Genomic DNA, 16,092 nt, shown 5'->3' on the forward strand with positions numbered 1-16,092 from the left:
TCGTTGATTTAAGGGTCTAAACAGGTTGAGAGCGGTTTTCGGCCAGCTCAGCCGTTGGTCGATATTGTACGCAAGTAATCAATTAGCAGCCGAATCCCATAACCCGTTGCGTTTTTCTGCGAGCCAAATTCGGTATCGGCAAAGGCCATACCGGCAATATCCAGGTGCGCCCAGGCCGGATGCCCTTCGGTAAACACCTCCAGGAATTTAGCCGCTGCAATGGCCCCGTTGATGGGTTTGCCATGAAAATTTTTCACATCGGCCACGTCTGATCGGATGTCGTCTTTGTACACATCCCAGATGGGCAGGCGCCAGAGTCGTTCGCCGGTGCGGTCGGCCGAGGCAGTAAGCTGGCTGGCCAGCTCGTCGTTATTCGAAAACAGGCCGGCCGCGTGGTAACCCAGCGTACCGATCACACTACCGGTCAGCGTGGCGAGGTCGATCAGCACATCGGGCTGGTAATGGCGGAGCATGTAGCCCAGCCCGTCGGCCAGAATTACCCGCCCTTCGGCATCGGTGTCGATCACCTCGATGGTTTTTCCGCTATAGGCCGTAATGACATCCCCCGGCTTGGTAGAACGGCCATCGGTCGAGTTTTCGGTGGCGGGTACGATACCGATCAGGTGAACAGGAAGACCGAGTCTGGCGGCCACCTCTACCGTTCCCAGCACGGCGGCTGCTCCGCCCATATCGCTTTTCATCAGGTGCATATTGGCCGAATCCTTGATTGAAACGCCCCCCGTATCGAAGGTAACGCCCTTGCCGACCAGCCCGACCGTCGGCGCCTTGTCTACGCCTTCGGGTTTGTATTCGGCCACGATCAGTACGGGCGGCACGTCACTGCCCTGCGCCACGCTGAGCAACGCGTTCAGTCCCTGACGTTCGAGTTCGGCCCGGTTCAGCACCGTTACCGCGTAGCCATGGTCCCGACCCGACGCCAGGGCCCAGTCGCCCAGCCGCCCGGGCGATTTCAGGTTGGCGGGGGCGTTCATCAGATCGAGCATCTGACGGGTCGTCTGCGCGATGATTTCGGCCCGGTTCAGGGCCGTCTGTACGGCCTCCTGCCGCTCGGACGCCACTACCAGCGTCAGCCGACCGGCATCGGTCAGGAAGGCGGGCAGTTCGGGCTTGTCGGTCTGAAACAGCCGCAGGTCATAGGTCCCCGCGCGTATACCCAGCACCACCGCTTCTACGGTAGCCTCGTCGGCATCGACCAGGTCTACCCGCACCTGCTCAGACAGTCTCGCTTTCTGATCGAAAATGAGTTTGCGAAAGGCCCGCAGCCAGTCCATAGCCTGCGGGTTTTTGCCCAGCCCGAGCAGGTAGGTTTTGGTACCGCCGGGACCGTAGACCGACACGACTTCTCGGGCGTCGGCCTTACAATCACGCTGCAGCACATCGGCAGGAACAGCCAGCTCGTCGGCCAGTTGCGCCAGCCGACCGGCCAGCGAATCGGTTTGTACAAGGGGAATGATACGGTCGCCGGTGGTGGGCGCCTGGGTCGTGTAGGCAATAATCATGGGTGTTCTCCGTGAAATAACCACTCAACAGCCCGCGGAAACTCACGACTCCAGTGAACCTCTTCGTGGGTGCCGTCGGGGTAGATAGACAAATACATATCGATGGGGTTGCCGCCATATTGCTGCTTCACGAGCGACTCTTTGAACCGTTCGAGATTAGGCACCATGTATTTCGACTCGGCCGCGCCCCCGTATACAAACACCCGCATCGGCACGGGCGCCTTGAACCGAATGGCATCGAAGTAGATTTTCGGTGAAATCCAGAGCGAGGGCGAGAAAACCATCAGCCGCCCAAATACATCGGGGTGCATCAGCCCCGCATACACGCTGATCAGGCCACCGAGTGAACTGCCACCGATACCGGTATGTTCAGCATCGGGCAACGTGCGCAGATTAGCGTCGACAGTCGGTTTGAGCGTGTCGCGAATGAACTTGAGGTAATCACGGCCACGCGCCCGACCGGCCATGCGGGTTTTCTCGACGGTGTACTCCTGCAGGCGCTGCGCTTCGCCATGATCGATGGTAACGATAATCAGATCATGGCGCCGTCGACTGGCCAGCATCGCCATTTTTTCTTCTACGCGCCAGCTGCCGTAGCCGACGCCCTCGCCCAGCAGGTTCTGTCCGTCGTTCATGTACAGCACCGGGTAGCGCTTGTCCGGATGATTTTCGTAGTCATGCGGCAGCAGGACCGTTACCCGGCGGTTGGTGTCGAGCTGGGGCAGGTGAAATTCTTCCCCGACCTGTTTTGGCAGAAATTCGGGGTTGAACGCCTGCCCGAACCACCGCCAGTGGGGTACGATATCGGGTTCGGCATGGGGCCGCGAGCCCGTAGTCCGGTTCGGTACACCCTCTCCCGCCGAACTCAGTTCGACATGATCCCAGCCGCCTTTGGTGTATTTATAATCAACCGTTTCGGGCAGCGACCGATCGGCCGGGAACGTGAACGTGTACTGCCCTTCGCCGTCGGGCTGCATCCGGAAGGCCTCATCGGCGGGATTCCAGTCGTTGAACGAGCCCGACACAAACACGGGTCGGTCGTCATGAACGGGTGTAAATAATTCCAGTCGTAGTTGATTCGGCATACTGTCAGAATCCAAAACCGGGGGCGTTTTGTTTCAGAACCCTGGGTTTAAACACCAGCGCAGAAACTATTGTAAGGGTCTGGCTCCCGTCGGCCTCCCCTAATAGGCTAGGTAAGCCCGAGCTATGGCCAAACAACTTAGGGCACCGCAGCACGCGGGCGCTTTTGTTGCAAACAGTATGGGCGAAGATACCGAAATACCTCCGCCCTGCCGTACATCATAGTTCGTAAATCACTTAAACCTCCTCGGTCTGCAGCTGCTTTTCGTAGAGCTCGCGATAGGCGCCGTTGCGGCTGATCAGCTCGGTATGGGTGCCTTCTTCAACGATCTCGCCCTCGTCGAGCATGATGATGTAGTCGGCGAGTTTAGCCGATGAGACGCGGTGCGAAATAACCACCGAAGTCCGGTCGGCCATGATGCGCCGGAGGTTGTTGAGAATGATATTTTCGGTGTTGGTATCGACCGCCGACAGACAGTCGTCAAGAATCAGGATTTTAGGATCGCGGGCAATGGCGCGGGCAATGCTCAGCCGCTGTTTCTGACCGCCCGAGAGGGTAACGCCCCGCTCGCCCACGCGGGTGTCGAACTGCTCCGGAAACTCGATTACGTTCTGGTAAAGGTCGGCATCGCGAATGGCCTGCTCGACCCGTTCCTGGGGCAGGTTGGGTTTGCCGAACCGTACGTTGTCGCTAATGGTATCGGAGAAGAGGAACACATCCTGCGGTACGTAGCCCATCTGCTCCCGAACGCTGGTCAGGTTATAGTCTTTCAGCGGCACTCCATCGATCCGGATCTCACCCGACGAGACGTCGTACATCCGCGTCAGCAGGTTGGCCAGCGTCGTTTTGCCCGAGCCGGTTGTGCCCAGGATCGCCACGGTTTCACCCGCCCGTACGCGCATCGAGAAGTTTTTGATGGCTACGATGCCTGAATCGGGGTACACGAACCGAACGTTTTTGAACTCGATGCCGCCCGCGATCTCGCGCTTCACGTCCTTCTGCGAAACGATGTCGGTTTTGATGCGCAGAAACTCGTTGATCCGCTCCTGCGAGGCTGCGGCCCGCTGGGTCTGGCTCGTTGTCCAGCCGAGCGCCATGACCGGCCAGGTCAGCATGTTCACGTACAGGATAAACTCGGTGATGTTACCGGGCGTCAGCCGACCCGCCAGAATCTCCTGCCCGCCAACGTAAACGACCAGAATATTGCTCAGCCCCACTAGAATGGCCACAATGGGGAAAAACAGCGAATCGACCCGCGTCAGGCTGAGGGATTTCTGCCGGTACTCGTCGCTCTCCAGCTCGAATTTGGCGGCTGAGTTCTGCTCCTGTACAAACGCCTTCAGCACCCGTATGCCCGAAAAAGCCTCCTGCACGTAGGTCGACAGCCGCGACAGCGACCGCTGAATCTCCTCCGAACGACGGATAATGATGTTGTTGACCAGATAGATGGCTACCGATAGTATGGGCAGTGGCAGCAGCACGTACAGCGACAGGCGGGCGTTGATGCTGACCATGTAGGTGATGACCAGCACGAACAGCACGATCAGGTTGAGGCCGTACATGATGCTGGGGCCAACGTACATCCTGACTTTACTGACGTCTTCCGAAATACGGGCCATCAGATCGCCGGTGTTGTGCTGCCGGTAAAAACTCAGTGGCAGGGTCTGGTAGTGATCGTAAATTTCGTTTTTGAGGTCGTACTCAACATGGCGCGACATCACGATCAGCGTTTGCCGGACCAGAAACAGGAAAAAGCCCTTCAGCAGCGCCAGCACCAGCGTTCCACCCGCAAACAGCAGCAGGCTAAACGCGAAGACGTCATAGAGCGAAGCCTGTAACGGCGACTGGTCGTAGAGATAATAGATGTCGAGCGTTTCGCGAACGAGGTCGAGCGCATACCGCACCAGCTGCGCCGGAAAAATGCCAAACAGGTTGGAAATAATGGTAAATACGCCCCCCAGAATCAGGTACCACTTATACTTGAGGAGGTATTTATTGAGATAGGAAAGTGCTTTCACAAGACAGCCAAACTGCGTTTATGGGCTAACGACAGGGTAGGTCAAAAGGTTGCACTATTTCTCCCACACAACCCGGGATACCGACAGGGCCGCTACCGCAACCAGGGCCAGCCCCATAGCTCCGGTGCCGACAACAATAGCCGCCATGGCCCAGCCTTTACCCCGATACCGATCCCGGTTGCGGTGAATAGCCGTCAGACTGGCGACACCCATCAGCACGGCCGCCAGCGGGAATACCAGACTCAGGACCCAGAGCAGCGTGCTGCCGCCCACCAGCAGCGAGCCGTAGGATAACACGGCCAGCCCCAGGGCCGCCAGTCCCATCGGGTGGGTTTTCCGGACCGGACTATGGCGGTCGATCTGTTCGGTATGCACCGGCACGTGCGCCATCGGCATCAGATCGATCAGCCGCCGGATCTGCCGCCGGGAGCGACCTTCGGGGTTGAGATGCCGGACGGGTCGTTTACCAGAAGCTCCCACAGGCGCAGAAGCTGTTGCCAGTACGACAGCCGGTTTATCATCGGGCGAAGTCAGGGCGTTGGAAGGGGTAGACTTGGGCAGCGAATCGGTCGGGGCCGTCAGAAGTTCCGGAGCAGCCAGTTGGCTGACGGAGTTGGACTGGGATTGAAAATAAGCGGGGGTCGTTGTCTGGCAGGCGCTTACGGCAACCAGGCAACATAGCGCAGCAACGGTTCGCAAACCGCGGGCTCGTCGGGTAAACAGGAACATAAGGAAGGAAGGTATAGGTTAGTTCATAGAACGGCAGTGATTGGGAAAACTACGGAATAGGCCGTATTTTTGCAATTCATACGACAGTTCTTTTTTTATCGGTAGAATAACTAGTGTAAGGCGGATGTTGAACAGGCGATTACTCCGAATCAAGGTCATGCAGGCGCTCTATGCGCTTCGGCAGGCTGAATCTTCAAACCAGCAATTGGCTCTCGACGGTATCGACGACTTGTTTCAGCCCGACCTGAACTCGATGGAGCCGCAAAACAAGCGGCAGCTCGAAGGGTACCGGAAACTGGCCGGCCTGCTGTTCGAGGAAGCCATTAAAACCGATCAGCCCGCTCAGGACGACGATGCACCGACCAAGGTGATCAAAGCGGCCAACGACGGTCTGGTCTTCTACCGGATTCGGACCAAGAAAGACCGGCAGCACCTGGCGCAAATGATGATCAAGCAGGTGAACGGTATTTACGACGACTACCTGCGGGTGCTGCTGCTGCTGGTTGAACTGGCCCACGCGGCCCGCATCGACAGCGAACGCCAGTATCGCGATGTAGACGAAGCGCCTTTCCCGTTCGAGTCGACCCTCAACGACAATACCGTTATTCAGGCGCTGGCCGACCATCAGCCGTTGCGGAATGAAGCGGTGCGGCACGGGGTGTCGTGGACCGAAGACCTGGGCTTTGTTCGCAAGGCACTGCGGGAAGCGTTGAAAACCGACGATACCTACCGGGCCTACTGCGCCCAGCGTACCCATACGACGGAAGAAGACCAGGCGCTGGCTCAGTATGTCCTGCGTTCGCTGATTTTCAAGCACGAAACCATCCGCGATCACCTGGCCGAGATCGACCTGAGCTGGACCGAAAACAGCGAGGTGGTGCGGGGGCTGGCCATCCGGACCCTTAAGTCGGTGCAGAGCCCTACGGGTCTGCAACTCGAACCCCTCACCGACGACTGGGACGAAGACGAGCGGTTTCTGAACACGCTGTTCGAGCAGTCGCTGCAAAACGATGCCGACTACGAACAACTCCTGGCCGAACAGCTTCAGAACTGGGATGTGGAGCGGGTAGCCCTGCTGGATCGGATCATTCTGAAACTCGCTGTGTGTGAGCTATTGAGTTTCCCCAACATACCGATCAAAGTTACCATTAACGAATATATCGAACTGGCTAAGGCCTATAGTACGCCCAAAAGCGGTAAGTTTGTCAACGGAATTCTGGATAACCTGTCCGAAAAACTCCAAGCGTCGGGTCGCCTTCGCAAGAGCGGACGGGGCTTGCTGGATAACAAATAAGCGTATCGTTACTGCGTTTTCCGGCTTCGGTTTTCGGTTTGCTACCGGCCGACCAAATGGCGCTGAAGCAACAGCATACCGAAGACGGAACACCGAAACCTTTTAGAAAAATGAGCCGCATAAGCCGCGATTTAACATTTCTGCTGACCGGTATGATTTCCGGTGCCATTATTGGCTTATTGTACGCCCCCGAAGAGGGAAAAATCACCCGCGACAAGCTATCGTTCCGGCTGTCGAAATACCGGGAGCAGATCGAGCAGTTGCTGAATGACCTGATGGAGTCAGCCGACCTGCCCGAAAACCTCTCTAAAAACGAAGGTCAGCGGGTCGTTAACGATGCCCGCGAAAAAGCCGAACGGCTGCTGGAAGACGTTGATCGTCTGATGGCCCAGATCAAGCAACAAAACGCATAATCACCCAACCCAGTTTTCGGCTTTCGGGTCAGCGGCCTGTTCATACTACGCTGCCCGCCCGAAAGCCGAAAACGAGAACACGCTTCCCATGCTCCTCAGAAACTGGCTTTTTGTTGTGGCTATTGCCGGCCTGGGCTGTAGCCAGTTCAGCTGCGATAACCGGCAGCAGGGCCAAACGGCACAGGCCACCGCGTCGGCCAAAATGCCAAAGATCACCTTTGCCGAAACTGGCATCTATGACTTCGGCCAGCTAACCGAAGGCGATACCGTCGAGCATGATTTCGCCTTTACCAACACGGGCGAATTTCCACTGATTATCAACAACATTACGGCCTCCTGCGGCTGCACGACCCCCGAGTGGCCCCGCGAACCGGTTGCTCCCGGCGCCAAATCGTCCATTAAGGTGCGCTTTAACAGCCGCGGCAAAATAGGCCAGCAAAACAAAACGATTACCGTATTTGCCAATACCGATCCGGCCATGACCGATCTGCAGTTCAAAGCCATGGTCAGCCCCAAACCGGACTCAACGCGCTCCTAACCTGTACCTCGGGTACGCACCCGCTCCCTGTTAACTAATCTACCTACCTATGTACGCTGTTCTTTTACAAATCCCCTCCGGTAACTCGTCTATGATTGCGAATGTACTGCTGTGGGGAGGCATTATTGTCGTCTTCTATTTCTTCATGATCCGTCCGCAGCAGAAGAAGCAGAAAGACCAGAAAAACTTTGTCGAGAACCTTAAAAAAGGCGACAACGTCGTCACCATTGGCGGACTCCACGGCCGCATTGCGTCGGTGGAGGGCACAACGGTTACGCTTGAAGTGGACCGGGGGGTTAAGATGACCTTCGAGAAGAGTTCGATCTCACGCGAGGCCAGCGCCAAACCCGCCGACGAAAAACAGTAAGCTGAAACGCCCACAGGCAAGCCGATCGCTGCAGACGGCTCCTGTGGGCGTTTCAGCCGTTCACGTATCCTCTCTTTATCCCGTGAATTCTACCCGTAGAAAACGTTCGGTTCAACTGGCCAAAGTCGTGCTGTGTCTGGGCGTGGCTGCTGTATTCTGGCTGCTGAACGCCCTCAATAAACCGGGCTATACGCTCAATGTCGAGTACCCCATTCATTTTGTCTATAACGACTCGCTGTACGTGCCTACCTCCCCCCTGCCGCGTACGGTCATGGTAAACGTATCGAGCGACGGCTGGGGCCTGCTGCGCCACTCGTGGCTGCCGTTTCGGGTCGATCCGGTCGATTATGTCGTTGCCAACCCGCTTCAGGCTTCCATTATCAATACTTCGTCGCTGGCAGCTGCGCTGGCCGAACAGGTAAAAAAATTGCGGGTCAACTATGTCGTGGCCGATACGCTCGATATGCACTTCGACAAGCGGCTGACCAAAACCGTTCAGCTGGTTGCCGACAGCCTGCACATCAATATGGCGCCCCGCTACATGGTGTCGAGCGTGATCAACCTGACCCCGCGTACCCTGCAGGTAGAAGGGCCGGCCCAACTCGTTCGGGGACTGCCCGATACGGTTCTGGTGCGGATTCCGCGTAAGCGTATCATGGATAATTACGACGAAGAACTGCCGTTAAATCCGTTCCGGCACCCGCTGCTGCACACCAGCGCCGATCGGGTAACGGTCAGTTTTGAAGTAGGCGAACTGCTCTCACCCGCGAAACCCTGATCACAGGCCGTACGCAGCGGAGTCCGGCTCACCGGCCGCTCACCGAATGAGGATGGCTGGCTGCTGTCGGGTCGTACGGCACGAACATATTGATCCAGACGCGCCGGGCCAGCCGGAAAAACAGCGGGGTCAGTATAATCAGCGCCGGAATCAGCCCGATCAGCAGGTCGATCTCATCGAACCCCAGCATGGCCACGAACAAAACAAACGAGCTGACGATAGTCGCTACGTAAAAGGCGTAGCTGACGTACATCGAGCCGGTATAAAATCCCGGTTCGGGCGTATAATTCTGCCCGCATACGGGGCAGCTGGTGTGCATCTTATCAAAATTCCGGATGTTGAAGGCGCTCTTCGTTACGAAGAAATCGCCCTGTTGACAACGCGGACATTTGTTGAATACGATGCTATAGAGTTTGGTGCCTTTGACCATACAAATGACGTTTTTAAGCGGTTCGGCCGCCCCGATCGGGCTGTCTGACCTGGTAAATTAACCCGGCAGGTACCGATATAGTTACCCCGGCGGCTGATTCGGAAACCGAAAATCCTCGTGAGTAGCTGCCCGATTAGCCAACGGCCGGCGGCAAACCTACGCGCTTCAGGGTTCCGGTTTCGTGACAAAAGTCACCCGCCTGGCCTGATTAGGCGGTTGCGCATCCGTATAAGCGGGTGTACTGGTCAGTTTCTGTGGCTCAGCTCGGCACAAGCCCCCAACAAAAAAACGTATGGTTCTGCCAGATCGACCAGACCCGACAGAACCATACGCTCTCGCTGCTCCTCCGTTGCCTTAGACCATCGACAGGGTTTCGGTATATACCGTTCCGAAGCGATCCGTTGCCCGAACGGTAATCTGTCGGGCACTGGCCGATGGCTCCGCCACGAACAGGTGATCCGTTTTTGAGGGGTCCACGAACTTGTGTTTCTTCGGCAACTCAGGCCCGGCATATAGCTCAACGGCCCAGGGATCGAGGGACGTTTGCTGCTGCATATTTCCTTTCAGCACGCCGTCTTCGAGCCATTCTACCTTCCAGGCGGGGTCCCAGTTCCAGACGTTGGCCGTAACCAGGGCCGGGGTTTCTTTCAGCCGTCCTTTGGGATAGATGCGGAGCTGGTGCTGGCGCGGCTGACCAGTGCTTTTGTAATACCAGCGAATCTCGCTCCCGTTTACCTCGTAGACGCCATAGCCGTTGGGGGTACCATCGCTGCAGATCGGGCCCGACCACCAGGCGCCACATACGGTGCCATGCACGTGCTCCATCACGCTACCGTCTTCCCATTTCTCGTTGACGTGCGTATGGCCCGACATGATATGCGTCCGGAATGGCTTGAGCAGTTCATACAGCTGTTTGCGGTTGGAAACGGTACCGCCCAGTTCGTCGTCTTTCAGCTGCTCGCGCCGTTTGTGGCCGGTCTGGGTAGGAATATGCAGGCTGACCACCACCGTTGAACCGGGCCTGACCAGCTTCAGATCCTGCTCCAGCCAGTGCAGCTGCGTTTCGGTCAGGTAGCCGATGTATTTCTTGGCGGTGCCGATGAAAAACACGTCGTCAAGCACCACGTAATGAATCTGGCCGCGGTTGAACGAATAATAAGTCGGGCCAAACTGTTGCTTGAAGGTCTTTGCCGAATAGTCGTCGGTGCGGGCGTCGAGGTCCAGGTCGTGGTTACCGATTACGTTGAAAAACGGAACGCCGGTAATCGCTATGGCGGCTTTGTAATCGTCGTACAGCTCGAAGTGATCCCAAACCAGGTCGCCACAGCCAATCCCGTGGAAAAGGGTGCCCTGCGGATACGAAGCAACCAGATCCCGCGTGTCGGGTGCCGACAGGGTTTTCAGCAGCTCCCCGTCTTTTCTGGAGATAATCTGCGGGTCGGCCCAGACAATGAAGTTATGTTTCCGATCATCGGTGGTCAGCCGTTCCAGCCGGAAGTCGGCCGTCAGCGTGCCGCCCCCCGTAATGGGCTGAAAGAACCGGGCCAGACCGCGTTCGTTCGGGAAAGCATAGCCCGCCGGCAGACTGATGTACACAAATTCAGCCCCTTTGTCGGCAGCCAGCGTATACCGACCGGCCGAGTCGGTCGTGGTAACGGTATACCCATCGGTGACGGCCACCCCGGCAATGCCGTTTCCGTTGGCGGTTACGCGCCCGCTCAGGCTGGTAACCGCAGCGCGGGTGGCTGAATCCGGGTTGGCGAGGGCAGCCGGTGCGGTGGTCAGGGCCGCGCCCGACCAGCCAAACTGCCGCAGAAAATGTCGTCGATTTATCATTGGTTTTGTTAGTTGGCCCACCAGACCTTTGCGTTGATATTGTCGCCACCGATCCGGGCGGCAGCTTCGTCGTAATTGGCGCGGTTCAGCGACTGTACCGACAGCGGATACGCCAGCCGGGCGGGCATCTGACCGTTGTTTTCAACCCCCGGTCCTTTCGGCAATACCGGAAAACCGGTTCGCCGGTACTCGGCCCACTGCTGCATCTCCGTAAAAAACAGGCTTACGTACTTCTGGTTCATGATCTGCTCGAACGAGCCGGTATAGGCTACGCCCGGCCGGGTCAGGTAGTTGGCAGGCATCACGGCACCCCAGTAGCCCATCGACGCCCGAATGCCTTTCTCGTAGTGGTCTTTGGGCGAATCGGCGCTGTAGCCCTTGAGGGCGGCTTCGGCCAGCAGGAACTCGGTTTCGGCATACTGCATGATCGTGCCCAGCAGGGGCGATGTTTTCAGCGTTTTATTGATCCGGGACGAAGCGATAGCGGCTATTTTCGGCGCGTCGCCCAGCGAGTAGCCGCTCGGTACGCCCACAAACCGGCCACTGACTTTGGTAGCCCAGACATCGAGCCGCGGGTCCTGCCAGCTGTTGAGCAGCCCGATAAAAAACTCCGCGTAGGCGTTCGAGCCGTTGAAATCATAGTCTCGATCATCGGCGAAGGGGTTCAGCAGCGGGTTAGTGCCGGTAAACTTGAGCGTCGCACTTTCGTCGACGGTGCTCATCAGCGGGTACTGCGCCGGGTTAGCCAGCATGTTCCGGATCTGCTGCCGGAACGCGGGCGATTTGGCTTCGCCCCGCATCAGCAGCCGCAGCCGCAGCGAGTTGGTGAACCGTTTCCATTTGAGGGTACCGGCCGCACTCTGTTCGGCGCCGTAGAGCACATCGGTACCGGGCGCCATTGATTTGCTCACCTCATAGAGCGCGTTGGCCGAGTCGAGCTGGCTCACCAGATCGGTGTAGATTTGCTCCTGGGTATCGAACCGGGGGGATATGATATACTCCGGATAGCCTTTGAGCGCCTGCGAATACGGAATATCGCCGTAGGTATCGGTCAGGTTCTGATACAGCCAGGCCCGCAGGGTCAGGGCCGCGGCCATGTGGTTGCTGTTGCTGGCTTCCCGGGCGCGGTTGTACATGTCCTGTACGTTCGTCAGGGTCAGGTAATAGTTGTTCCAGAGGTAGTCCGACTCGCTCGGGATCAGCACGTAGCGGTGAAACTGCCCATCGGTCAGCGACACCGTTGTCTGCATCAGTTCATTATTGAGCCGGTGGCTGCGGCTCAGTCCAATATTGACGCCATTGAGGACAGCCGTGTTTAGAAAACTACCCGAGGTAGCCGTCGTTACAGCTTCCGGATCGTGCAGCAGGTCTTCCATAGGGCGGGTACAGCCGGCCGCAGCCAGCAACCCCAGGCCCAGTATTGTTCGCGTGATGAGGTTCATAAATAATGTGTGGCCGAGGCCATCGATCAGAATGAAATAGTCAGGTTAGCGCCCATCGTACGGGTCGACGGAAACTGGGCGATTTCGAGACCCGGCGTAATAGTCGAGTTGTCGAGGGTCGATGTTTCGGGGTCGAAAGCCGGGAAGGCCGTCCAGTTGAACAGATCGCGCCCGTACACGCCGATGCTGGCGCCCCGCAGGAATGACTGGCCGAGCAGCTTAGCCGGAAACGCATAGGCCAGCCGGACCTCCCGCAGTTTGGTGAAGGTGGCATCGAAGACGTTGGCCTCTACATTGTCGCGCCCGTAGATCTTGCTGTAATAGGTTACGATGTTGGTCGCTTTGGTCGTATTGGGCACGTAAGAACCGTCGCTGGCCTGGGTTACGCCCGGCCCGATAATACCGTCGTACCGCCCTGGCAGCGTAGCCTTGATCTTCCCCTGCTCGCCCAGCACCGAGTTGGTCAGCGAGTAGACCTTCCCGCCCTGCTGCCGGTCGATGAGCACCGACAGGCTCCAGCCCCGGTACCGGAAATTGTTGGCCAGCCCACCCCGCCACCTGGGCGTTGCATTCCCCATATTGATGAACTGCTCGGTCAGCAGCGGGTAGCCGTTTTTGTCGTACACGATCTGCCCATCCGGCGCGCGCCGGAAGCCCAGCCCGTAGATTTCGCCGAGGGGTTGTCCTTCGCGGGCTTCTACCGTGACGCGGCTACCGACGTAGCGCGCCAGCACCACGCTGCCCGTTCCGTTGTTGAGCTCCTGCACCCGGTTGCGGTTCATGGCCCAGTTCAGCGTAATGTCCCAGGTCAGGCCGCGCGGGCTTTTGAGGGGGCTGCCCGTCAGGGTCAGCTCCACGCCCTTGTTGACCACCTTACCCATGTTGATCAGCGACGAGTTGTAGCCCGATGCGTACTCGACCGGCGCGTACAGAATCTGGTCGATGGTGAGCTGCCGATAGAGGGTCAGATCGAACGAGAGCCGGTTTTTCAGCAGCCGCCATTCGGTACCGACCTCTACCGAGTTGTTGCGCTGGGGGCGCAGGTTGGGGTTGGCAATGATGTTGGGGTTTTCCAGCTCGCCCGGAAACACGCCGGGCTCGTATACTTTTTCCAGGTTGTAGGTGCCCAGGCGGGCGTCGTAGCCTACGCTGGCAAACGCGCCCCTGAACTTGGCGTAGCTAATCCAGGCCGGCATCGTCAGCATGTCGGAGGCAATCAGGCTCAGCGTAGCCGATGGGTAAAAGAACGAGTTGTTCTGTTGGGGCAGGGTACTGCTCCAGTCGTTGCGGCCCGTAATGTCGAGGAACGCCAGGTTCTTATAGGCCAGGTTCACGAACCCATACAGGCTGTTGATGCGTTTCTCGGCCTGGTCGCTGCGGGTCAGCGGCAGTTGTTCGCTGTTGGCCAGGTTATATACACCCGGAATAACGAGCCGGTCGGCCAGCTGGTTGGTGAACTTCTGCGACTGAATCAGGATGTTACCGCCCGCATTGGCCGTTACCTGAAAGTCGGCGGTGGGTTGCAGTTTGTAGCGCAGCAGGAAGTCGGTATTCGTCTCTACGTTGAAGACATTCTGCTGGCGGTACATGCCCTCCTGAAACTTCTGGGTGTTTTTGGGCCGCTGCTGCGACCGGAACTCGTAGCCCGCGTCCAGGCCACCATGCAGTGTCAGGTCCAGGTTCCTGACGATGTTGTAGGTAGCCGATACGTTGCCCGTGATATTGTGGCGGTTCGACTTGTTGAGCATCTCGTACGAAATCAGGTACGGATTGTCGATCAGCGAACTGAACGGGTGGTTCTGCTCGACCCCTTCGCGGCCGGGCAGCCAGTACGGCTTGTACCAGTCCAGGTTGATGTTCGGGTTCTGGAAGGCCAGGAAGTACATGATCGACTGGTTGTTGTAGCCGGTCGTAGGCAGGTTATCGCTGAACTTGTTGTAATAGTTGATCTTGGCGTTGACCGACAGTTTCCGCGAAACCTGCGTCTGGTTAGAGAATCCGATGTTGATCCGCTGGTAGCCGGTATTGGGCAGAATCCAGTCGTTTTTCAGGTGCGAGATACTAAGCCGCGTGGTGCCTTTTTCGCCGTTGTTGCTGATCGAGACGTTGTTGGACAGTGTTACGCCCTTGCGGAAAAAATCCCGGCGGTTGTTTTCGTAGGGAACCCAGGGTGTGCGGGCGGTGAAATTTCCACTGGCGTCGCGGGGTGAGTTGTACTGGTAGAAGGACTGCCCGTCGAAGCGGGGTCCCCAGGCCGAGCTGGTGCTCTGTGTGCCGGGACCGTCGGCGGTGGTGCCGTACGAATAGTAGTTCTGACCAGCGGTGCCCTGTCCGTACTCGTACTGATAGTCGGGCCAGCGGTTGATGTCATCGATGCTGATGTAGCTGTTCAGCGTAACCCCGATGCCTTTCTGATCCCGGTTGCCGCTTTTGGTGGTAATGATGATGGCACCGTTGCCCGCCCGCGAGCCGTAGAGCGCCGAAGCCGCCGGTCCTTTCAGCACGTTGATGGATTCGATGTTGTTCGGGTCGATATCGGTCAGGGCACTCCCGAAGTCGACCGGCGAATCGCCACCCAGGTAAGCGCCGTGGCCCACGCCCTGAAAGCCCGTGTTGATCGGTTCACCATCGACCACGATCAGCGCACCGGGCGAGTTGAGGTCCAGGATGCTTTCGCCACGCAGGGTTACGCGGCTGCTGCCCATGGGCCCGTCGGTTTTGGTCAGGTTCAGCCCCGCTACCTTCCCCGACAGGGCGTTGACCACGCTGTTGGCGGGTGCATCGGTTACGGCCGAGCCATCGAGCTTCTGGGTCGAGTAGCCCAGCGCTTTTTCTTCGCGTTTGATACCCAGCGCCGTCACAACCACTTCGTTCAGGTTTCGCGCATCGACGGCCAGGCGAATGTTCACCACCGAGCGACTGCCAATCGTTACGGTCTGCGGCAGGTAACCGACAAACGAGAACGTCAGCTCGGCAGCCCCATCCGGCACGCTGAGCGAATAACGCCCGTTCACGTCCGTGGTGGTACCGCGGCTGGCCGCTCCCCGAAGCAGTACGTTAACGCCCGGCAGGCCTTCGCCGGTCTGGGCGTCGGTGACCTGTCCGGTTACGGTAGCCTGGGGTTGCGCCGTACCGCGCCGGATGATGACCTGGTTGTTTTTGGCTAGTGTGTACTGAAGCTGCCGGGGTTTCAGCAGCTGGTCGAGCACCTGGCTCAGCGGCTGGTTCTGTACCGACACGCTGACCCGGTCTTCGTCGCCGATCAGGGTACCGGCATACACAAATTTCAGGGTCGACTGACTTTCGAGCTGCGTCAGCACCGACCCGAGCGCAGCATTACGAACCGACAGGGAAACCCGGCTCTGAAGAAGTTCCTGCCCGAAGGTGAGGCTGGCCTGAGCCAGCGAAACCGTTAGCAGACAAAGCAAAGGAAGCGAAAAGCAACGCCATACGTTTTGCCGGTGCGAACAGCAGCGTAGGAATTTTTGCATAGGTTTGTACGAGTTAAGTTGAGAAAATAGTCTTTCGGGCATTGTGCGACACCCGGCTCTCCCCTGGCGGGAGGGTCAACAGCAAGGAAGATTGTTTTCGCGGGGTCAGGTGTGGTGCGAACACATCTGGCCCTTTTCACCGAAGCGGCCAG

The 16,092-nt window shown here is 57.9% G+C and carries 13 protein-coding genes; 5 read left to right on the plus strand and 8 right to left on the minus strand.

Annotated features, from left to right (window positions below):
- Positions 1–47: 47 nt before the first annotated feature.
- From B1C80_RS12745 to B1C80_RS12760, 4 genes are all read right to left on the minus strand, one after another.
- Complete coding sequence (locus B1C80_RS12745) at positions 48–1,520, minus strand: M17 family metallopeptidase (RefSeq protein ID WP_077921491.1); 1,473 nt, start codon at positions 1,518–1,520, stop codon at positions 48–50.
- Complete coding sequence (locus B1C80_RS12750; protein ID WP_077921493.1) at positions 1,517–2,605, minus strand: alpha/beta hydrolase-fold protein; 1,089 nt, start codon at positions 2,603–2,605, stop codon at positions 1,517–1,519. Before B1C80_RS12750 ends, B1C80_RS12745 begins: the two co-directional genes overlap by 4 nt.
- A gap of 235 nt (positions 2,606–2,840) precedes the next feature.
- Positions 2,841–4,622 carry an ABC transporter ATP-binding protein gene (locus B1C80_RS12755; protein WP_077921495.1) on the minus strand — a complete coding sequence of 594 codons (1,782 nt, stop codon included), beginning with the start codon at positions 4,620–4,622 and terminating at the stop codon, positions 2,841–2,843.
- Between the two features lie 54 nt (positions 4,623–4,676).
- Positions 4,677–5,351: a DUF4190 domain-containing protein gene (locus tag B1C80_RS12760; protein ID WP_077921496.1), complete on the minus strand. Its 675-nt coding sequence runs from the start codon at positions 5,349–5,351 to the stop codon at positions 4,677–4,679.
- A 157-nt stretch (positions 5,352–5,508) separates the two neighbouring features.
- On the opposite strand from B1C80_RS12760, the gene nusB reads away from it, so the two are divergent.
- The 5 genes from nusB (at position 5,509) to B1C80_RS12785 (ending at position 8,741) form a co-directional block, all read left to right on the plus strand.
- Positions 5,509–6,645 carry a transcription antitermination factor NusB gene (gene nusB, locus B1C80_RS12765; protein WP_077921498.1) on the plus strand — a complete coding sequence of 379 codons (1,137 nt, stop codon included), beginning with the start codon at positions 5,509–5,511 and terminating at the stop codon, positions 6,643–6,645.
- A 110-nt stretch (positions 6,646–6,755) separates the two neighbouring features.
- Positions 6,756–7,058, plus strand: coding sequence for a YtxH domain-containing protein (locus B1C80_RS12770; RefSeq protein ID WP_077921745.1), 303 nt, complete (start codon positions 6,756–6,758; stop codon positions 7,056–7,058).
- A gap of 88 nt (positions 7,059–7,146) precedes the next feature.
- Positions 7,147–7,596 (plus strand): DUF1573 domain-containing protein, encoded by a 450-nt coding sequence (locus tag B1C80_RS12775; protein WP_077921499.1) that lies wholly within the window; start codon positions 7,147–7,149, stop codon positions 7,594–7,596.
- A gap of 49 nt (positions 7,597–7,645) precedes the next feature.
- Positions 7,646–7,963 carry a preprotein translocase subunit YajC gene (yajC, locus tag B1C80_RS12780; protein ID WP_077921500.1) on the plus strand — a complete coding sequence of 106 codons (318 nt, stop codon included), beginning with the start codon at positions 7,646–7,648 and terminating at the stop codon, positions 7,961–7,963.
- Between the two features lie 82 nt (positions 7,964–8,045).
- Positions 8,046–8,741: a hypothetical protein gene (locus B1C80_RS12785; RefSeq protein WP_077921502.1), complete on the plus strand. Its 696-nt coding sequence runs from the start codon at positions 8,046–8,048 to the stop codon at positions 8,739–8,741.
- A 28-nt stretch (positions 8,742–8,769) separates the two neighbouring features.
- On the opposite strand, the gene B1C80_RS12790 is transcribed toward B1C80_RS12785, so the two are convergent.
- The 4 genes from B1C80_RS12790 to B1C80_RS12805 form a co-directional block, all read right to left on the minus strand.
- Complete coding sequence (locus B1C80_RS12790) at positions 8,770–9,171, minus strand: DUF983 domain-containing protein (protein ID WP_077921504.1); 402 nt, start codon at positions 9,169–9,171, stop codon at positions 8,770–8,772.
- A 354-nt stretch (positions 9,172–9,525) separates the two neighbouring features.
- Complete coding sequence (locus B1C80_RS12795; protein WP_077921506.1) at positions 9,526–11,007, minus strand: calcineurin-like phosphoesterase family protein; 1,482 nt, start codon at positions 11,005–11,007, stop codon at positions 9,526–9,528.
- Between the two features lie 8 nt (positions 11,008–11,015).
- Complete coding sequence (locus B1C80_RS12800) at positions 11,016–12,449, minus strand: SusD/RagB family nutrient-binding outer membrane lipoprotein (protein ID WP_077921507.1); 1,434 nt, start codon at positions 12,447–12,449, stop codon at positions 11,016–11,018.
- 26 nt (positions 12,450–12,475) lie between these two features.
- Positions 12,476–15,940 carry a SusC/RagA family TonB-linked outer membrane protein gene (locus B1C80_RS12805; RefSeq protein ID WP_161492756.1) on the minus strand — a complete coding sequence of 1,155 codons (3,465 nt, stop codon included), beginning with the start codon at positions 15,938–15,940 and terminating at the stop codon, positions 12,476–12,478.
- Positions 15,941–16,092 lie beyond the last annotated feature (152 nt).

Source organism: Spirosoma sp. 209, assembly GCF_002006735.1.
Taxonomy (GTDB): Bacteria; Bacteroidota; Bacteroidia; order Cytophagales; family Spirosomataceae; genus Spirosoma; species Spirosoma sordidisoli.